General features: G+C 63.0%; 20 protein-coding genes. 11 read left to right on the top strand and 9 right to left on the bottom strand.

Translation table 11 applies throughout. From position 1 onward, the window contains the following. Nucleotide 1: 1 nt before the first annotated feature. A complete protein-coding gene (locus tag WIF35_RS03880; RefSeq protein ID WP_412480256.1) occupies nt 2–232 on the top strand; it encodes a KTSC domain-containing protein in 231 nt (76 codons plus the stop codon). A 187-nt stretch (nt 233–419) separates the two neighbouring features. Here the strand turns inward: WIF35_RS03880 and WIF35_RS03875 are convergent, their stop codons facing one another. The 6 genes from WIF35_RS03875 to WIF35_RS03850 all read right to left on the bottom strand — a co-directional run bounded on the left by WIF35_RS03875 (nt 420) and on the right by WIF35_RS03850 (nt 5,674). After that, nucleotides 420–1,103, bottom strand: a complete 684-nt coding sequence (locus WIF35_RS03875; protein ID WP_412480255.1) for a DUF3334 family protein — start codon at nt 1,101–1,103, stop codon at nt 420–422. 281 nt (nt 1,104–1,384) lie between these two features. Continuing rightward, nucleotides 1,385–1,978, bottom strand: coding sequence for a hypothetical protein (locus WIF35_RS03870; RefSeq protein WP_412480254.1), 594 nt, complete (start codon nt 1,976–1,978; stop codon nt 1,385–1,387). Then, nucleotides 1,975–3,069, bottom strand: coding sequence for an AmmeMemoRadiSam system radical SAM enzyme (gene amrS, locus WIF35_RS03865; RefSeq protein ID WP_412480253.1), 1,095 nt, complete (start codon nt 3,067–3,069; stop codon nt 1,975–1,977). Before amrS ends, WIF35_RS03870 begins: the two co-directional genes overlap by 4 nt. Next, nucleotides 3,066–3,617, bottom strand: coding sequence for an AmmeMemoRadiSam system protein A (amrA, locus tag WIF35_RS03860; protein WP_412480252.1), 552 nt, complete (start codon nt 3,615–3,617; stop codon nt 3,066–3,068). Before amrA ends, amrS begins: the two co-directional genes overlap by 4 nt. Beyond that, nucleotides 3,610–4,407, bottom strand: coding sequence for an AmmeMemoRadiSam system protein B (amrB, locus tag WIF35_RS03855; RefSeq protein ID WP_412480251.1), 798 nt, complete (start codon nt 4,405–4,407; stop codon nt 3,610–3,612). Before amrB ends, amrA begins: the two co-directional genes overlap by 8 nt. A 10-nt stretch (nt 4,408–4,417) precedes the next feature. Further along, nucleotides 4,418–5,674 carry an MgtC/SapB family protein gene (locus WIF35_RS03850; protein ID WP_412480250.1) on the bottom strand — a complete coding sequence of 419 codons (1,257 nt, stop codon included), beginning with the start codon at nt 5,672–5,674 and terminating at the stop codon, nt 4,418–4,420. Between the two features lie 42 nt (nt 5,675–5,716). Between WIF35_RS03850 and ispD the strand changes: the two genes are divergently transcribed. After that, nucleotides 5,717–6,403, top strand: a complete 687-nt coding sequence (gene ispD / locus WIF35_RS03845) for a 2-C-methyl-D-erythritol 4-phosphate cytidylyltransferase (protein WP_412480249.1) — start codon at nt 5,717–5,719, stop codon at nt 6,401–6,403. Further along, nucleotides 6,400–6,882, top strand: coding sequence for a 2-C-methyl-D-erythritol 2,4-cyclodiphosphate synthase (gene ispF, locus WIF35_RS03840; protein WP_412480248.1), 483 nt, complete (start codon nt 6,400–6,402; stop codon nt 6,880–6,882). The genes ispD and ispF overlap by 4 nt, the downstream gene beginning before the upstream one ends. A gap of 7 nt (nt 6,883–6,889) precedes the next feature. Here the strand turns inward: ispF and WIF35_RS03835 are convergent, their stop codons facing one another. Continuing rightward, the gene (locus tag WIF35_RS03835) at nt 6,890–9,511 is read right to left on the bottom strand and encodes a chemotaxis protein CheW (protein ID WP_412480247.1); all 2,622 of its coding nucleotides are present in this window, start codon (nt 9,509–9,511) and stop codon (nt 6,890–6,892) included. 77 nt (nt 9,512–9,588) lie between these two features. Between WIF35_RS03835 and thpR the strand changes: the two genes are divergently transcribed. The 4 genes from thpR (at nt 9,589) to WIF35_RS03815 (ending at nt 14,253) form a co-directional block, all read left to right on the top strand. After that, complete coding sequence (gene thpR / locus WIF35_RS03830) at nt 9,589–10,131, top strand: RNA 2',3'-cyclic phosphodiesterase (protein ID WP_412480246.1); 543 nt, start codon at nt 9,589–9,591, stop codon at nt 10,129–10,131. Between the two features lie 170 nt (nt 10,132–10,301). Next, nucleotides 10,302–13,235, top strand: a complete 2,934-nt coding sequence (locus WIF35_RS03825; RefSeq protein WP_412480245.1) for an EAL domain-containing protein — start codon at nt 10,302–10,304, stop codon at nt 13,233–13,235. Further along, nucleotides 13,232–13,414, top strand: coding sequence for a hypothetical protein (locus tag WIF35_RS03820; protein ID WP_412480244.1), 183 nt, complete (start codon nt 13,232–13,234; stop codon nt 13,412–13,414). Before WIF35_RS03825 ends, WIF35_RS03820 begins: the two co-directional genes overlap by 4 nt. Next, nucleotides 13,411–14,253 (top strand): HDOD domain-containing protein, encoded by an 843-nt coding sequence (locus WIF35_RS03815; protein WP_412480243.1) that lies wholly within the window; start codon nt 13,411–13,413, stop codon nt 14,251–14,253. The genes WIF35_RS03820 and WIF35_RS03815 overlap by 4 nt, the downstream gene beginning before the upstream one ends. On the opposite strand, the gene WIF35_RS03810 is transcribed toward WIF35_RS03815, so the two are convergent. Both WIF35_RS03810 and ompR read right to left on the bottom strand, forming a co-directional pair. Continuing rightward, complete coding sequence (locus WIF35_RS03810) at nt 14,243–15,547, bottom strand: ATP-binding protein (protein ID WP_412480242.1); 1,305 nt, start codon at nt 15,545–15,547, stop codon at nt 14,243–14,245. The two genes, WIF35_RS03815 and WIF35_RS03810, sit on opposite strands and share 11 nt — an antisense overlap. Next, nucleotides 15,544–16,275 carry a two-component system response regulator OmpR gene (gene ompR / locus WIF35_RS03805; RefSeq protein WP_412480241.1) on the bottom strand — a complete coding sequence of 244 codons (732 nt, stop codon included), beginning with the start codon at nt 16,273–16,275 and terminating at the stop codon, nt 15,544–15,546. The genes WIF35_RS03810 and ompR overlap by 4 nt, the downstream gene beginning before the upstream one ends. 117 nt (nt 16,276–16,392) lie before the next feature. Here ompR and WIF35_RS03800 point away from each other — a divergent pair, with 117 nt between their 5' ends. From WIF35_RS03800 to WIF35_RS03785, 4 genes are read left to right on the top strand one after another with little or no spacing between them, the layout of a single operon-like run. Further along, nucleotides 16,393–16,746, top strand: coding sequence for a hypothetical protein (locus WIF35_RS03800; RefSeq protein WP_412480240.1), 354 nt, complete (start codon nt 16,393–16,395; stop codon nt 16,744–16,746). Nucleotides 16,747–16,800: 54 nt separating this feature from the next. Beyond that, nucleotides 16,801–17,490 carry a tRNA (adenosine(37)-N6)-threonylcarbamoyltransferase complex dimerization subunit type 1 TsaB gene (gene tsaB / locus WIF35_RS03795; protein ID WP_412480239.1) on the top strand — a complete coding sequence of 230 codons (690 nt, stop codon included), beginning with the start codon at nt 16,801–16,803 and terminating at the stop codon, nt 17,488–17,490. Between the two features lie 32 nt (nt 17,491–17,522). Continuing rightward, on the top strand, nt 17,523–17,948 hold the full coding sequence (gene rimI, locus WIF35_RS03790) for a ribosomal protein S18-alanine N-acetyltransferase (protein WP_412480238.1): 426 nt from the start codon (nt 17,523–17,525) through the stop codon (nt 17,946–17,948). Continuing rightward, on the top strand, nt 17,945–18,709 hold the full coding sequence (locus WIF35_RS03785; protein ID WP_412480237.1) for a uracil-DNA glycosylase: 765 nt from the start codon (nt 17,945–17,947) through the stop codon (nt 18,707–18,709). Before rimI ends, WIF35_RS03785 begins: the two co-directional genes overlap by 4 nt. The last annotated feature ends 12 nt before the right edge of the window (nt 18,710–18,721 follow it).

Below are 18,721 nucleotides of genomic sequence, written 5' to 3'. Positions count from 1 at the left end.
CATGGAGGGCTTTAGCATGATCGAAATGGAATACGTCAGCTCCTCGAATGTGGAGCAGATTGGATACGATGAAAATACCTCGGAACTACACGTTAGGTTCCTGACTAGTCCACAGCTTTACGTCTATTTAAATGTCCCTAGGCAGGTGTACGATGATTTGCGAATGGCCTCGTCAAAAGGTACCTTCCTTCATGCCCAAGTCTATAAGAATTATTCAGTTGAAAAGCGCTAACGCGTTTTTCTTTCAACTACCGTATACGGCTCCAGTCTTGGTAGTCGCTTCGACCGTTTAGCAACTAAAATCGGACAATCACTCCGTTCAGACCAAAGGGCCGGTTTGGCAGATTTGCAGCCAAAGCCCTAAAAACAAAGGGCCGTTAGTCACCTAACGGCCCTCGTTCTATCCAGCTACCTGCGTATTACATCCCGAGCGACTTTAGCAGTTCGTCGTGATCGTCTGCCGCCGCGGTGGGGGCGGTGGCCTTGGTCTGGCCGTTGACCTGTTCCAGCAGGGCGTCCGGGTCCGGGGCTTCGTCGGCGACGAAGTCGTTCATCTTGATGAACTCGGTTTTGTCCATGGCGAGTTCGAGGTAGAAGATGTTGCCCTTGCCGGTGAAGAAGGTGACGCGGCGGGCTTCGGGCTTGTCGAGGTTGGTGTCGACGCTGAGCATGACCTGCTTGTTGAGCGCCAGCATCTTGGGCTGGTTTTGCGTGATGTGGGTTTGCAGTTCGCGCGAGACCTTGCCGGTGAAGTCACCGACGATCTGGTTCATCAATTCGCCCATGACGTTGCCGACTTCGTCGGCGGTGTGGGTGGTGGCGAGTTCATCTTTGTCCATGCCCATGTGCAGCATGTAGCTTTCGTACAGCTCCATGGCGGCCTGGGCGGAGAAGTTGATGACCACGAGGCCGGAGAAGCCGCCGTCGAAGAGCACGAAGCAGCCGATGTCCGGTTTCAGGCAGGTCTTGCTGATGCGCTGCACCATGCCGGAGTAGTTGATCTGGCTCTGGGTGGCGATGGTTAGCACCTTGGTGACCGAGTTGCACAGGCTGCGCAGGATGTCTTCGGTACCGTAGACGACCGGGGTGTCGGGCTGGCTCATGGTTTGACGTTGTTTTGGGTTGGCGAAGTTGTCATATATAGCACAAAAGGCCGGGAAACTCCGGTTTGGCGCGGGGTTTCGTCGTTTTTTGCGATTTGTGTTGCGCCAGCGGTTCGTTTGGCTGACTGCTGCGGTGCACTGGCCAAAAAGGGCAAAAACCAGGTGAAACCGACGATTGGCGTTCAGCCAGGCGTCCGCGGTAGTGGATTGGTGCTTTCTGGATTCCCGCCTGCGCGGGAATGACGGATTGGGGGCGTTGCAGCAATTGGAGCTTGTTGGACTCAGTCGTGCAGGTGCAGGCCGAACCAGGCGGCGACGCGCAGCACGGGGTCTTCGGCCGGGCCGAGGGTGTGCATTTCGTGCGGCGCGCGCAGGTGGATGGCGGCGCGCATGTAGGCGGCTTTGGCGATGTCGTCTTCGGCGTCGAACAGCATGAGCAGCGGGGCGACGAGCAGGTCGAGCGATTGCAGGCCGGCGCGGTCGATCAGGCCGCCGTGGCAGGCCAGCGCCTTGACCTGGGTGTCGCGCTGGGCGGCGGCGCGGATGGCGGCCGGCGTGGAATCGCCGGTGGCGAAGATGGCAAGCGGCAGGTTTTCCATGTCGCCATCGAGGCGGGCGAGGTCGAGCACGTCGAGCAGGCGCTGGGCGAGGCGCGGCACGTTTTGCGTGGCATCGACGAAGTGAGCTTCCTGCGTGGTGAGCAGTTCCATGGCCAGCAGGGCGTAGCCGCGGGCGGCCAGGTTGGCGGCGATGGCGGTGTCGGCCGGGGCGTGGTGCGAGCGGGTGAGGACGATGAGCCCGCGCGGGTTGGCGGGCAGGTCGAGACGCCCGTGCAGGGCGCCGTGTGGGGTTTGCAGGCTGATATTGCGAATCATGCGGAGAGTCTAACCGGGATACGGCGCGGGCCGAAAGCGCGGCCTTCATGGCCGAGCGCCTTGCCGAAGCGGCCGGCGATGGCGGTCTGGCAATGCGGGCAGTGGCCTTCGGGCGTCAGGTCGTAGCGTTTGATGTCGTACCAGTCGCGCACGATCAGCGCGGCGTGGCAGCTGGGGCAGAAGGTAGTGCCGCCTTCTGAGTCGTGCACGTTGCCGGTGAACACGTGGTGCAAGCCGGCATCGAGGGCGATGCGGCGGGCCTGGGCGAGCGTGGCCGGCGGTGTTTCTGGGACGTTTTCCATCTTCCAGTCGGGGTGGAAGGCGGTGAAGTGTAGCGGCACGTCGGGGCCGAGTTCTTTGGCGACCCAGCTGGCCAGTTCGTTGATCTCGGCGGCGCTGTCGTTGTGGCCGGGGATGAGCAGGGTAGTGATCTCCAGCCAGCAGTCGGTTTCGTGGTGGATGTAGGCCAGGATGTCGAGAACGGGCTGCAGGTGGCCGACGCAGAGCTTGTGGTAGAAGGCTTCGGTGAAGGCTTTGAGGTCGACGTTGGCAGCATCCATGACGGCAAAGAATTCGCGCGCCGGTTCGGCGTGGATGTAGCCGGCAGTGACGGCCACGTTGCGGATGCCTTGTTCGCGGCAGGCAAGCGCGGTGTCGATGGCGTATTCGGCGAAGATGACCGGGTCGTTGTAGGTGTAGGCCACGGCATCGGCGCCGTAGCGCTTGGCGGCGCGGGCGATGGTCTGCGGGCTGGCGGCGTCCATCAGGCGGTCCATGTCTTTCGACTTGGAGATGTCCCAGTTCTGGCAGAACTTGCAGGCAAGGTTGCAGCCGGCGGTGCCGAAGGAGAGGATGCTGCTGCCGGGGTAGAAATGATTGAGCGGCTTTTTCTCGATCGGGTCGATGCAGAAGCCGGAGGAGCGGCCGTAGGTGGTCAGCTGCATGGCGCCATCGACCATCTGGCGGACGAAGCAGGCGCCGCGCTGGCCTTCGTGCAGCAGGCAGTCGCGCGGGCAGAGGTCGCATTGCACGCGGCCGTCGGGCAGGGCGTGCCACCAGCGGGCGGGGTAGAGGCTTTCGGCGGTGTTCATGAGGCGACCTCCTTCCATTTCTGGACTTGGTAGCGTTCGAGTTGCACGTCCGCCCCCCAGTAGCTGGCCGGCAGCCCGGCCTTCTGTTTTAGATGGGCCATGAAGACCTGCGGTTCCGGCAGTTGCTCCCAGACTTGCGGCAGGAAGGTGGAGCGGTGGCGGCCGGCGGTGAAGATGACGCCGTCGATTTCCGGCCGTAGCTGGGCCAGCGCGTCGGCTTCGCTGCTGAAGCTCATGGGTTCGGCCGGCGTCAGCAGCGAGACTTCGACGCGGGTGATCGGCAGCTCGCGGGCTTCCAGCGGGTTGAAGCGCGGGTCGCGGAAGGCGGCGGCCAGGGCGTTGGCCTGCACGTCCTGCAGCAGCGGACGCCAGGCTTCGAGGCTGCCGATGCAGCCGCGCAGGTTGCCGTGCTGGGTCAGCGTGACGAAGGTGGCCCCGTTTTTTTGCAGTTCCGGCATGTCCACCGCAGCAGGGGAGGTCGGCTGGTGAAAATGAGCGGCGATGGCGTTGCGGGCCAGCGTCAGCAGGGTTGAGCCGAGGTCAGACATGGGGCGCCTCCTGGAAGGCAAAGGCGGCATAGCCGACGACGCGGTCCTTGTCGCCGGCGGTGTCGCCGGAATTGCAATGGGCCAGCAGGCTGGGCGTCAGCCCGCGCTGGCGGGCGGCGAGCAGCAGGCCGTTGATCGGAAAGGCGCCGCAGGCTTGTTCCGGCCGGATGTGCGTGTCGAGTTGCAGGATGTGCCGGCAGGTGTTGGCATCGACCTGCTGCGCCGTGGTGTAGGGCAGGAAGTGCGACAGGTCTGAGCTGACCACGATCAGCGTTTCCGGCCCGCCCCACAGGCGGTCGAGCACTTGCGCCACGGCCTCGGGCGTGGCGTGGCCGACGGCCAGCGGGACCAGCGTGAAATCGCCGAGCACGCGCTGCAGGAAGGGCAGATGCACTTCGAGCGAATGTTCCAGGGCATGCACCCGGTCGCTGGCCATGATCTGCGGCAGGTCGGCCAGGCTGGCGGCGGCCTCGGTATCGATGTGCAGGGTGCCGAGCGGGGTCTGGAAGGCGTCGGCTTCGGGCAGGGCGATGCCCTCGATGCCGACCCGGTGCGTTGGCCCGAGCAGCACGACGCGCTTGATCGTTGCCGCCCACTGGGCGAGCGGCGCATAGGCTGCGGCGGCCGTCGAGCCGGAGTAGATGTAGCCGGCGTGCGGGACGATCAGCGCCTTGGGCGGCTCACTCAGCGGCGAGCGGCTGGCCTTTAGCAGATGGTCGACGGTGGCCGTGAGCGTGCGCGGGTCGCCGGGGTAGAACATGCCGGCAACGGCGGGAGGACGGACATGCATGTGAACCTCCTCATACGATCAATAACCCCGCGGCCATGCCGCCGCCGATGGCGAGCAGGCCGGGCAGGGCGTGGCGGGTCAGCTTGCCCCCGCCGATGCTGAGCACCAGCCCGATCTTGAAGACCAGGTTGGCCATCAGCGCCAGGGTGACGGCGATGACCGCTTCGCCGCCGGGAATCTTTTCCAGATTGAACATGCGCAGCGTGGATAGCACGCTGGCGTCGGCATCGGTCAGGCCGGAAACCAGCGCCACGATATAGAGGCCGCTGTTGCCGGCGATGTCCTGCAGCCAGGCCGAGGCGAGCAGCACGGCGGCGTAGAGCAGACCGAAGGAGAAGGCGGTTTTCAACTCGGTCGGGTTCTTCACTTCCGGCATCGGCAGGTTTTCGGCGGCGCTCAGTGCCTTCCAGCTATACAGCGCGACGGCCACGCCGGGCACGATGCCGCACAGGAAGACGATGGCGATGGGCTTGGACAGGTGCGGCGCGACGACGCCGGCGACCAGCCACAGGCGGATCATGACCATGACGTTGGCGATCAGGATGACGATGGCCGCCATGCGCACCAGATCGGCATGATCGCGGGCGTGCCGGGAAAACATCATGGTGGTTGCGGTGGACGAGGCCAAACCGCCAAAAATGCCCAGCACCGCCGCGCCGTGGCGGGCGCCGATGATGCGCAGGGCGAGGTAGCCGGCCAGCGCCAGGCCTGAGATCAGCACCACCATCCACCACACCTGGCGCGGGTTGATCGCGTCGTAGGGGCCGAAATCCTGGCTGGGCAGGATGGGCAGGATGACGAAGGAGAGCACCGCGAACTGCAGGATGGAGTTGATGTCCTTCGGCGTGGTGCGCTGGCTGAACTGTTTCAGCTCGGCCTTGAAGTAGAGCAGGATGGTCGTGGCGATGGCCAGCATGACGGCCAGCGTGGCGTAGCCGTGCCAGACGGCGGCGCCCAGCCCGTAGGTAACGATGATGGCGGCTTCGGAGGTGAAGCCGCGGTATTGCTCTTCCTGCTGCGACGAGAAGTTCGAGGCGATCATCGCCGCCGACACGACGAGCAGGCCGACCGCCAGCATCCACGGCCCGCCGGTCTTGTCGCCGAGCAGGGCGAACAGGCAGCCGAGCATGGCCACCAGCGAGAAGGTGCGCAGACCGGCCGCCGAGTCGGGACGCCGTTCGCGCTCCATGCCGATCAACAACCCGATGCCCAGGGCGGTGGCGAAGGCTTCCAGCGGGGTGGCCAGTTCGGGAACGACGAAACTCATACGGCTCCTCTGTTTATGGTTCTTCTCCAGTAAAATTAAGCCATGCCACGTCATTACGCAATCGTTCCCGCTGCCGGCAGCGGTTCCCGCTTCGGCGCGGAGAAGCCGAAACAGTATCTCGACCTGCTCGGTCGGCCGCTGATCTACCACACCCTCGCCGCATTGACGGCCCATCCGGACATCGACCGGGTCTGGGTCGTGCTGTCGCCGGACGACGAATGGTGGAGCCATTACGACTGGTCGCAACTCGGCGCCAAGCTCGAAACCGTGCGCTGCGGCGGCGCGACGCGGGCCGAGAGCGTGACCAACGGCCTGAAGGCGGCGGCGATGGTGGCCGGCGACGACGATTGGGTGCTTGTTCACGACGCGGCCCGGCCCTGCCTGTCGGCGGCCATGATCGACGCGATGATCGCTGAACTGGCGAGCGACCCGGTGGGCGGCATCCTGGCCGTGCCGGTGGCCGATACCTTGAAGCGGGCCGATGCCGAACAGCGCGTGGCCGCTACCGAGCCGCGCGACGGCCTGTGGCAGGCGCAGACACCGCAGATGTTCCGCTACGGCCTGCTCGGCGCAGCGCTCGACAAATGCCGCGACGTGACCGACGAAGCCGGGGCAGTCGAAGCCCTCGGCCACAAGCCGCGGCTGGTGCGCGGCGACGCCACCAATCTGAAAGTGACCTATCCGGCCGACCTGGTGCTGGCAGCGATGATTTTGAGGGGACGCAAATGAATTTCCGCATCGGGCAGGGCTACGACGTGCATAAGCTGGTCGAAGGCCGCAAGTTGATCCTGGGCGGCGTGGAAATTCCGCATCCGACCGGCTTGCTCGGTCATTCCGACGCCGATGCGCTGCTGCACGCCATCACCGACGCCTTGCTCGGCGCCGTGGCGCTGGGCGACATTGGCCGCCATTTCCCGGACACCGACCCGCGTTACAAAGGCGCCGACAGCCGCGTGCTGCTGCGCGATGCCGTCGCCTTGGTGCGCGAGAAAGGCTGGCGGCCGGTTAACGTCGACGCCACGCTGATCGCCCAGAAACCGAAGCTCGCCCCGCATGCGGCGGCGATGGTCGCCAACGTGGCGGCCGACCTCGGCATCGCCGAGGATTGCGTCAATATCAAGGGCAAGACCAACGAAAAACTCGGCTACCTCGGCCGCGAGGAAGCGATCGAGGCGCAGGCCGTGGTGCTGGTCGAGCGTATCGGTTGAGGCTGGCCTAGCCGCTCAGCCACTGGCTTTCGGCCTTGACCGGCAGGGCCACGACCTCGAGCGGCGTATCGCGCAGCATGATGCCCAAGCGTGAGGCCATGCGATCGACGCCGAGCACCAGCAGCAGATGCGGGTTTTCTTCCGACTCGGGGGAAATCATGGCTTCGCCAAGAATGTTTTCGCCGGCCAGCATGGCGGGCAGGGCTTGCAGGCGCTCCAGCGGGATTTCCGGAATTTCGCCCAGGCCATCGACCAGAATGCCGAACTTCGGACCTTCGCCCTTCTGCAATACCACCACCTGCGGTTCGCAGTTTTCCAGATGCGGGCCGGCATTGGTCATGACCGCGATGTCGTATACCGGAATCGGTGAGCCGCCGTACATCAGGTAGCCGGCAAACGACTGGCCGGCGCCGGGCACGTCGGTGATGCCGCCCGGATTGACCGCCTCGACGATGTCGCTGGCCTTGATGCCAAGCCAGGTGCGGCCGATATGGAAGGTGGCGATTTCCAGTTTCTGTTCGCTTTCGACGCGGCGAGTCTGCAGGCTGAGGCGTGGCGGTGGCGCAATGTTGCGTAGCTCGCCGGCGGCACACAGCGGCGTGAACACCAGGGCCAGCAAGGGATTGCGATAGGCATCGCTCTCGCCCTTGTATTCGCGATAACCGGCGCTCATGCGGGCGCCGACGGCGTAAAGGGTGTTGCCGTGTTGCAGGATCTCGGCATCCTGCGTGCCGGCACGCAAGGCAGAGAAGCGACCGGGAATGTCGACCTTGTCGCCCGGCGCGAATTGCGGACCGGAGCTGGCGACGACCTTGCCGGATGGCTCGCAGAACAGTGCGAAGGCTCCAGCATTGCCGGCCGGCAGGCAATCGCGCAGCATGGCCTGGAACTGCGGCGCGCCATCGAAGACGATGCCGACGCCGCCGACGATTTGGCCGTTGTCCGGATGGCGCACCGGCGCCGCATAGATATAGGTCGGACGCTCGTCGTAAAGCGGCGTCGTCGCGAATTGCGAGACCACGTAAGCCTGCGGGTCGGCCAGGGCCAGGGTGCGGCGTACCCACTCTTCGCCGAGGACGCTGCCCGGCTGAACGCCGCGGGCGCTATCGGAGACGGCAACGACCTTGCCGCGGGCGTCGAACAGGATCAGGTTGCTGTAAACGGTGTACAGGCCGTTGATATAGGCCAGGATGTCGTGCAACTGGGCAGCGTCGTCGGAAGATAGCTCGGCCTGCGCCAATTTTTCGCGGAAGGCGGAGGTCAGGGCCCACCAGCGGCAGTCGTTGGCACGCTCGTACAGGTTGCGGTCCATGATGTCCATGGTCAGCGCAGCCAGGAAACTGCTGTCGTTGATGAAGGCGGAAACGACCGTCTCGTGCAGGTTCGCGATCGAGCTGGCGAAGACATCCTTGGTGCGGGCGCCGGTCTTGCTGATTTCCCACAGCAGGACCTTGGAGAAGGAGGCGTTGATGGCGTGCCGGGTATTGCCCAGCCTGACATTGCCGTTCCACACCGAACGGTTCAATTCGCCCTGGATCGCTTGTGCCTGTTCGGGAATGGCGCGCACCGCCGGGCCGAACAGGCTGGGGTTGGTAATGACCTGCTGCAGCAGTGCTTGATCGATGCGCGACAGGATAGTCGAGCCGTCGCTGTCGAATGCATGCTCGAGCGGCAGCATGACGTGACCGTACCAGCCGGGCCCCATATAGCCCTGATAGCCTTGGGCCGAGCAGGTGACAGCGAGGTATTCGCGACCGGCATGGCGAACGACGCCATAGTCGTCATTGATGCGGGCCAGTGTGGCGCCGACCGGAATGTGAAAGTGATCCGAGCTGGCGATCACCCGGCCGCTCGTATCGAGCAAGGTCAGTACGCTCCAGTCGTTGGGCTGGTGCAGGTTGCCGAAGATTCCTTGCATCTCGTTTTCGAACTTGAAGCACAGGCTGAGCACGCCGATCGGTGTTCCAGACTCGTCGTTGACGCGGAAGGAATAGACGAGGGTGGGGCGGCCCGGCAGGAAATCGTGTTGGCGATAGGTTTCGACATAGGCGTCGGTCGTACGCAGCGCTTCACCGACCAGTCCATCGGCGCTGGTCGTCATGCCGACCGAATCGTCGAGGCGGGCGATGATCTTGCCGGCCGTGTCGAAGAGGACGACATCGCTATAGACGGAATATTTGGCGACATACTCGGCGAAGCGTTTTTCCAGGGTTTCGCGTTCGACCGCCAGCTCCTTGGCCGAGTGGATGTTGCCCGCTTTTTCGTCGGCTGCCGCGACAAAAGTACGAATATCGGCGTCGGTGGCGAGAAAGCCGATATCGGCCGTGCGTTCGTACAGGTTGCGGACCAGAATGTCGATGGAAACCTGGGCGCAGGCCTTGGCCTTCAATACGCACTTTTTGAGGTATTCGTTGCCCAACTGGTTGAGCAGGTCGCTGGTCAGGCGGCTGAAGGCCGCACGGGTGGAGGTCATGTCGTTGCCAAGGCCGGACAACTGGCCGAGCAGGGTCAGGGTGTCCCAGATGCCTTGCAGGTTCTGCAGGGATTCGCGGTATTCCTCGACTTGCCCCATGTGACGGACAACGCCAGTCAGGCGATCGTCCAGCTCGATAGACTTGTAAATGGCCATAATGGTGTTGTCTCCTTGGTTTAATTATTCAAGAATCATTGAACCCGTGACTGCATGACGGAATGATGGAAGTGCCGATGTCCCGCGTATTCGTCGCCCTCTGGCCGCCTGCCGAAGCGGCTGCCGGCCTGTCCGATCTGGCCAACGACTGTGCCAGCCGCTTTGGCGGCCGCGCTACACGACGGGAAACCATTCATCTGACCTTGGCCTTCATCGGGGAGATGCCGAGCGCGCGTCTGCCCGTTTTGATCGAGGTGCTGGACAGGGTCGCGGCCGAGCCTTTCGAGCTGCGTATCGACCGCCTCGGTTATTGGCCGCACAACCGCCTGCTGTGGGCTGGCTGCAGCCATACCCCGGAAGCTTTGCAAACGCTGGTTGCCAGCCTCAACCGGGAACTGCTCGACAATGGTTTTGCCGTCGCCCGGCCAAACGAGGCCTTCGTTGCGCACCTGACGCTGGTAAGAAAGCTGCCACATCGGAATCTCCCTGGTATGACTGAGCAGCTGCCTGAAGTGCAGGGTATTTCATGGCAGTGCCGTCATTTGGTTTTGGTGGAATCCACGCTTTCGCCAAGCGGCTCGAGCTATCGCCAACTTGCGGTATTCCATATTGATTCTTAAGCAATTTCTCTGCCTGAGGCGGCGGATTGTGTACGGCGAGAAATATTCTTTAGGCTTAACCTAAAGAAAGCTTCATAACTGTCGGTATTTATAGAAATTCGACAACGTGTTACAAAGCAAATGTGGACACATTGTCAAAATATCTGCCGTGTAACACGACCGGGGGTGGCGTGGAGCAATTCCGACAATCCGACAACTTCGCACTGTTGCGAGTCTTGCTCGTCGAGGCAAACGAAAAGGACGCGCAGCGTCTTCTCGATGCGTTGCGCAGCGGCGGTCATGCTATCAATTCGCGGCAGGCCGCCGGGCATCCGGAGGTTGCCGAGGCGCTGAAGGCGGAGCAATGGGATGTGATTCTGCTCAGCACCTCGTTGCCGGACCTGCCTGCGACCGAGGCGGTCGATTTGATTGGCGAACAGGCAGCCGATGTTCCGGTTGTATTGACGGTGGAGCGGGGGAGCAAAACCTTCCCCCTGGAGTTGCTCGAAGCTGGTGTCAGCGATTTCGTTTTCAAGAGCAATCCGACACGTCTGCTCGCCGTGATCGAACGCGAATGCGTCCGCGTACGTCTGCGCCGTGAGGCTGGGCTGGTCGAGCCGATGCTCGAATCGCAGCGCAGGGCCGATCTCGGCCAGGCTCGATTCTTCCAGCTGGCGACCAATACGCCCGAGTGTTATTGGCTGGTCGACGCCAAGACGCAGCGCGTTACCTACGTTAACAAAGCCTATGAACAGATCTGGGGCCGTTACGTCGAGGCCTTGTATGCGGACAATCAGGATTGGTTGCGTTACGTCCACGACGAGGACAGGGATGCATTTGCCGAAGCGTTGAAGGAATTCCGCCAAGGCGGAATGGATATGCAGATCAGGGTTCAGCGTCCGGGCGACAGCGTGCGCTGGCTGCATGTCCGGAATTTTCCGGTACGCGATGAGGAGGGCAAGGTCATCAGTATCGGCGGCGTCGCGACCGATGTGACCAGCCAGGTGGCCGAGCAATGGAAGATTCCGTATTTCGCGCATTACGATGCGCTGACGGCATTGCCCAACCAGATGATGTTCTACGACCGGGCGCGGCAGCTGATCGCGCTGGCCAAGCGCAAGCGCATTCCGCTCGGCTTGATGTTGGTCGATATCGACCGTTTTCGAGAGGTCAACCAGACGCTGGGCCATATATCGGGCGATGAAATGTTGCGCCAGGTGGCCGGTCGCCTCTCCGGTTCCTTGCGCGAGTCGGATGTGCTGGGTCGCTTGGGCGGGGACGTTTTCGCCATCTTGTTGCCCGATGTGGCGAACGAGGAGCAGGCCGGCATCGTTGCGCGTCGTATTGTCGACACCTTGATCATGCCGATTCGCGTCGAAGGGCAGGATGTCTTTGCCACGGCGAGTGTCGGTATCGCTTTTTTCTCCCGCGATGGCAAGGATGCGCACGAGCTGGTGACCAACGCCGAAATCGCCGTGGCCCATGCCAAGGCGAACGGGCGCAACAACTACCTGGCCTATTCGGCCGACATGCACCACGGTATCCGCGAGCGCCTGATTCTTGAGACCGACCTGCGCAATGCGGCGCTGCGCAAGGAGTTCGTGCTGTATTACCAGCCCAAGGCGAGTTGCGCCAATGGTCATATCACCGGGGCCGAGGCCTTGTTGCGCTGGAACAGTCCGCGACGCGGCATTGTGCCGCCGGATCAGTTCATCCCCTTGCTCGAGGAAACCGGCCTGATCGTCACCGTAGGCCGTTGGGTGCTGGAGGAGGCCTGCCGGCAGCTCAAGGCGTGGCAGGACGAGGGAATTGGCCTGCCTAGCGTTTCGGTCAATCTGTCGGCGCGCCAGTTGCAATCGGACAGCCTGCTCACGGATATTGCCGATACCTTGGCCAGCACTGGCTTGAAGCCGGGCTGCCTGGATCTGGAAATCACCGAGAGCATGCTGATGCAGAACGCCGATACGGCGATCCGCACGCTATCCGATCTGAAAAAGATGGGGGTGACGATCTCGCTCGACGACTTCGGGACCGGTTATTCCAGTCTGGCGTATCTGAAGCGCTTCCCCATCGATGCCGTGAAGGTCGACCGCTCTTTCGTGCGCGACATCACGGCCGATTCCGACGATGCTTCGATCACCCGTGCCGTGATTACCATGGCGCATCACCTCAAGCTGAAAGTCGTTGCCGAAGGGGTGGAAACGGCGGCGCAGCTGGCACTGCTGATCTCGCACCACTGCGACATCATTCAGGGCTACTTCTTTTCGCGCCCCTTGCCGGCAGACGATCTGAAAAGTCTGCTGCTGGCCGACACGCGACTGCCGCCGAACCTGCTGCAATCGGGGACGCGCTATCCGATGGTGCTTTTTGTCGGGGTCGATGGTTTCGACGACGTTCTGGATCAACTCCAGCGCGACGGGCATCGTGTCTGTCACGTTCAGTACGTGGATTCGGCGATCCAGTGGCTGTCCGGTAATCTGGTCGATGTCCTGGTCTGTGCCGCACCGAGCGGCCATTTCGATCCGCTGCCGGTGATTGAACAGGCCATCGCCACACAGCCCGATTGCGAACGTATCCTGCTGGCCGATAGCAAGCAGTGGAACCGGCGTTCGGTGGCCAGGCTCAGCAGCGGTGGTCTGGTGCAACGGGTCATCCATCTGCCGATCGAATCCGAAACGCTGAGTCAGGCGGTCGAGGAGGCGCTGGGGCGGCGTCAGATATCCGAAGAGTTCAGTCGCCTGTCGCATGAAGTCGAGGTGGTGGAGCGTCAGTTGATGCGCATCGAGGACGAGCGCCAGCGTCTGGAGGCGGAAAATCGCGAATTGCATGCTCAGGAAACGCATGCCCGCCGCTTGTTGCAGGAAGTGATGGCCGAGTTGCCCTGGCCGGTGCTGGGCGTGGACGAATGCGGCATCCTCGCGCTGATCAACGAGCGTGCCTTGGAGTTGCTCGCCGCACGCGGCATTGCTCCGGGTGTGCCATTGCAGGAATTGTTGCCAGAGGTTGGGGATTTTTCCGGAATTTGCACGCTCAAAGCCGGTAATTCCACATACACTGGTCACTGGCGGGCCTGCGATTTCGGTGGCAACCGAATCGGGCACCTGCTGGTTCTGGAGGAAAAGTGAACAAAGGCGAGCAAGAGTCTATCGATTCGCTTCCTGTCGAGAGCGAGGCGCACAAGGAAGCGCGCCTGAGCAAGCTGCAGGCTGACCTCGATCGCCATTTTCGGCATGCTGGTCAAGGCAACGAGACGCGGGCGCTGTATCAGGCCGTGTTTGATTTCCTGGCGGAGCGCCGTACATGAACGGCTTGGCCCGAGGTGAGGTGGTCGAGCACCTGAAGCAATTGCCGGCTTTGCCGTCGACAGTTTCGGAATTGTTGCTGTCTTTCGATGACGAGGACGTCGATGTCGGACGCATCGCCCACCAGATTGCCTGCGACCAGGGGCTGAGCGCTCGTGTGTTGAGGGTGGCGAATTCCTCTTTTTATGGTTTGCGTAGCCGTATTGCAACCCTGAACGAAGCTGTGGCGATACTCGGTTTCCGTGCTGTGCGCAGCATGGTGGTGGCAGTGGGGATCAGTGGCACTTTCAAGCCTGAACGCTGCCCGGGCTTCGATCTGCGCGTTTATACGCGGCATTCCGTGGCGGTTGGTCTGGCGGCACATGCTCTGGCCAAGGCGGTTCGACAAAATGCCGAATTGGCCTTTACCGGCGGCGTGCTGCACGACATTGGCAAACTGGTGCTCGCTTCCTGTTTTGCACCGCAGTATGCCGAGGCGCTGAGTTATCGGGCGCACCACGATTGCCCGATGGCGGTGGCCGAGCGCGACGTGCTGGGCATGGATCATGCCGCGGTCGGCGGCTTGCTGGCCCAGGCCTGGAACTTTCCGCTGTCGCTGTATAGCGCCGTTGCCGAACATCATGAGCCATCGGCGGCAACAGCCAGTTCCCTGGCCGACCTGATTCACATGGCCGATGCCATTGCCCATGCGCTGGGCGTGGCCGACCCAGGCAACGATCTGGTCATGCCGGTCGATCGGGTGGCCTGGAATCGCCTGGGGCTGGATGGCGCGAAAATCGGTGAGGTCTTGCCGCAGGTGCTCGCCGGTATGGACGAGGCCTGTCTCGCCTTTACTGCCTGATCGGCAGGTGCAGGCAGGCCGTCAGGCCGCCCTGCGGATTGTTGTTCAATTCCAGACGGCCGCCGTGCAGACGGGCGATGCGGTCGACGATGGCAAGTCCCAAACCAGTACCGCTGGCGTTGGTGCGCGCAGATTCCAGGCGGGTGAAGGGACGCTTCAGGCGCTCGATTTCGCTTTCCGGTATGCCGGGCCCGCCGTCGCTGATTTTTAGCCAAATTTCGCCGTGCACCGCAGCAGCGGTCAATTTGACCGGTCCGGCCCCATATTTCCAGGCGTTGTCGATCAGGTTGGTGACGGCGCGGGTGACGGCTTTGGGGCGTAGCATCATTTCGGGCAAGGGCTCGATCGCCACCTCGAGCGGTCGGCCGATGCAGGCCTGACGCTCGGCAATATGTTGCAGCAGCCCGGTCAGATCGGTGGGCATCGGGGCTTCGCCGCTCTCGGTGCGGGCATAGTCCATGAATTGCGAGATGACGCTTTCCATCTGTTCGATGTCGGCCACCACCGCCTGTTGGGCCGCCGGGTCGGCGATACTCATTTCGGCTTCCAGGCGCAGGCGGGTCAGCGGCGTGCGCAGGTCGTGCGAAATGCCGGCCAGGACTTCCGAGCGGTCCTTTTCATGGCGCTCGAGGTCGGCTGCCATGGCGTTGAAGGCGCTGGCCAGACTGCGCAGTTCGCTGGCGCCTTCTTCGGGTAGCGGCTCGGGGATTTGTCCCTTGCCGACAGTCAGCGCCGAGCGCGCCATGGCCTTGAGCGGTTTGCTGATGCGCGATGCGATCAGCCAGGCCATGGCCAGCGCCAGGAAGATGGCCAGCAGGCTCCAGCTCAGCCAGTGCTGGGCAAAGTTGCGGGCAGCGCGTTCGCGCGGGAGGACCAGCCAGTATTCGTCTTCATCCTGCTCATCGAGGCGGAAGCTGACCCAGAATCCGGGGATGCCATCAACTGCAGCGGCAATCCGCGTGTGGCTGCCGAGTCGTGCTTCCAGCTCGCGTTGGAGCAGGCGGACGAAGCGCGTGTCCGGCAAGGCCTCGATCTGATCGCTGGCCTCGGCGGGCAGCAGACGAATGCCTTCGCGATTGGAAAACTCGATGAAAAGGCCGGGACGTTTTTCCGGCGCGGCAGCAAACAGCGAGGCGCGAATGAGGTTGACGGCCGAGGCGGCCAACTGGGCGCTTTCCCTGGCGCGCGGTTCGGCGTCGATGAAGCGGAACAGGCTCAGCCAGCCCGCAGTCGTCAGCAGGACGAGCAGGGCCAGCAAAAAGAAGGTGCGCGCCAGCAGTGAGCGCGGCATCATGCTTCCCGCGTTGCGCCGTCCGGAACGAAGACGTAACCGAAGCCCCAGACCGTCTGCAGGTAGCGCGGTTGCGCCGGGTCGGCTTCGATCAGCTTGCGCAGGCGGGAAACCTGGACGTCGATGGCGCGATCGAAGGGGCCCTGCTCACGGCCGCGGGCCAGCGTCATCAGCTTGTCGCGCGACAGAGGCTGGCGCGGGTGTTGCAGCAGGACCTTGAGCACAGCGAATTCGCCGGTGGTCAGCGACAAGGTTTCGTCGCCGCGCTTCAGCGTGCGGGCGGCAAGATCGACTTCGATGTTGCCAAAGCGGATGGTGCCTTCTCCGTCGTCCGGCGCACCGGGCGGTTTGCTACCCTGACGGCGCAGGACGGCGTGGATGCGGGCGAGCAATTCACGCGGATTGAAGGGCTTGGGCAGATAGTCATCAGCCCCCATTTCCAGGCCGAGAATGCGATCGACTTCGTCGCCCTTGGCGGTGAGCATGATGATCGGCGTCAGGTCGCCCTGGCCGCGCAACCGACGACAGATCGACAAGCCGTCTTCGCCGGGCATCATCAGATCGAGTACGATCAAATGAAAGTGCTCGCGGCTACGTAGTTTGTCCATTTGCTGGCCGTCGGCGACGGCGCGAACTTCGAAACCCTGTTCGCCGAGATAGCGGACCAGCAGGTCGCGCAGGCGGGCATCGTCATCGACGACAAGAATGTGTTGGCGTTGTTGTTCGTTCATGTGCTGAAGGATAACCACGGCTTCGTAAATGCTTCGCGGCAAATCGTAACAGCCTTTTGCCGGCCGAGGCGGGGAAACATTCTTTTACATCTTTCCTGGCTTGCCGACGGCGTCTGGATGGACAATTATCTCGACGTAACACTGGTCTCGCCCAATATGAAACTCCGTATCGCCCTGTCGCTTCTTCTTGCCAGCCTGCTCGGATCGAGCATGGCCTGGGGGCAGGGGTATTGGCGCGACCTGCCGCCGGACGAGCGTCGGCAGATGCGCCAGCAGATGCGTGAGCATTGGCAGCAGGAGCGCGAAATGCGTCGGGAAGACAACGCGCCGGCACGTTGGCGCGACTTGCCGCCGGAAGATCGTCAGCGCCTGCGCGAGGAAATGCGCGAGCGGCATGGCGGACCGGATCGCCGCGATAACTTCGGTCCCGGCCCGGGCCCCGGGCCAGGCCGAGGGTGGCGGCGCGATTGATCTCCTGGCGCCGATAGGCGACGGGAGCGGGCGGCCTCCGGTAGAATGCCGCCCATGCTGATTCTTGCCCTGGAAACCTCCACCGAACTTGGCTCGTGCGCCCTGCTGCATGAAGGCGAGTTGATCGAACGCCTGTGCCCGGTAGGAAAACCGCATTCCGAAACCCTGTTGCCGCTGGTGCGCGAACTGCTGGCCGAGGCCAACGTCAAGGTGGCGCAACTCGATGCCATCGCTTTCGGCGCCGGCCCGGGGGCTTTCACCGGTTTGCGGGTTGCCTGTGGCGCCGCGCAGGGGCTGGCCGTGGCGGGCGATGTGCCGGTCTTGCCGGTGACCAGCCTGGAGGCCATGGCTGCGCTGACCGGTGCCGAGCAGGTGCTCTCGCTGCTCGATGCACGCATGGGGGAGGTTTATGCCGCCTGTTACCGGCAGACTGACGAAGGCTATGCGCTGAGCGGCGAAATCCGTCTGACGACGCCAGAAAACGTCGAGATTCCGGCTGCCGGTCATTGGCTGGCCTGCGGCAATGCGCCGCTGGCTTATCAGGCTTTGAAAAGCCGACTCGACGAAATGGGCATCGCTGTGCGCGGTGACATCCTGCCGACGGCCGGCGCGGTCGCTCGTCTGGCTGCGCCGCGCGTGGCACGGGGCGAGGCCATCGACCCGGCGCTGGCAGCGCCGCTGTATGTGCGCGACAAGGTCGCGAAAACCGTGGCCGAACGGCTCAGCGAAGGGGGCAAGGCGTGAGTGCCCTGCAGCTCGACGCGGAGTTTTTTCCGATGAACCCGCGTGACCTCGACAGCGTTGCGGCGCTGGAGGCGTCCTTGCAGGTTTTTCCGTGGTCGCGTGGGAATTTCGCTGATTCGCTGGAGGCCGGTCATAGCGTCTGGGTGCTGCGCATCGGGGGCGAACTGGTTGGGTTCTCGGTGGTCATGTCGGTGCTTGACGAAGCACACCTGCTCAATATCGGTGTGGCCAAACGCTTCCAGGGGCTGGGCTACGGCGCCCGTCTGCTGCGTCATGCCATGGAGTCTGCCCGACTGGGTGGCGCTGCCAAGCTGTTTCTCGAGGTGCGACCGTCCAACGAACAGGCGGTCTCGCTCTACCGGCATTTCGGTTTCCGCCAGATCGGCCTGCGCAAGGGCTATTATCCGGCCATCGTCGGGCGCGAGGATGCGCTGATCTTCGACAGGGAGTTGTCATGAGCCTGAGCCGGGAGCAGATGCTGGTCGAGATGGGGATTTCCCCGCTCTGGGTGCTGCGCGACAAGGCTGTGGCCGAGCCGGCCGGTCCTGACGTCGAGGAAAATACGGCTGCGCCTCCCGTTGCCGATGTTCGCCAGACGGTAGCGCCGACAATACAAGCACCGATGCCGATTGCTGCGGTGGATGGGGCAAATTGGCCGGAATTGGCTCGCCAGGTTGCCGAGTGCAAGGCCTGCGGTTTGTGCCAGCAACGCAAGCAGGCGGTGCTAGGCGTCGGCGATCTGAATCCGGATTGGCTGTTCATCGGCGAAGGTCCGGGTGCCGAAGAAGACCTGAAGGGCGAACCATTCGTCGGCCAGGCCGGCAAGCTGCTCGACAACATGCTGGCGGCGCTCGATATCGCGCGTGGCAACAAGGTCTATATCGCCAACGCGGTGAAGTGTCGCCCGCCGGGCAACCGGACGCCGGAAGCCAGCGAAATGGCAGCGTGCCGTCCTTACCTCGAACGGCAGATCGCCTTGCTCAAGCCCAAGGTCATCGTGCTGCTCGGCAAGGCGGCCGTGCATACCATCCTGCATGACGACAAGTCGCTGTCGGCGCTACGCGGCCAGCCGTTCGAATACGCCGGTATTCCTGTTGTGGTGACCTATCACCCGGCCTATCTGCTGCGCAATCTGCCGGAGAAAGCCAAGGCCTGGGAAGATCTGCTGCTGGCACGCAAGGTTTTGCGGCAACAGGCGGCACCTGAGCTGCCGTTGTAATCCGGCGGCAAG

It is taken from the genome of Azonexus sp. IMCC34839, from assembly GCF_047047955.1.
GTDB lineage: Bacteria > Pseudomonadota > Gammaproteobacteria > Burkholderiales > Rhodocyclaceae > Azonexus.
The sequence above is the reverse complement of the archived record's forward strand: the minus strand, read 5'-3'. Positions and strand labels throughout refer to the sequence as shown.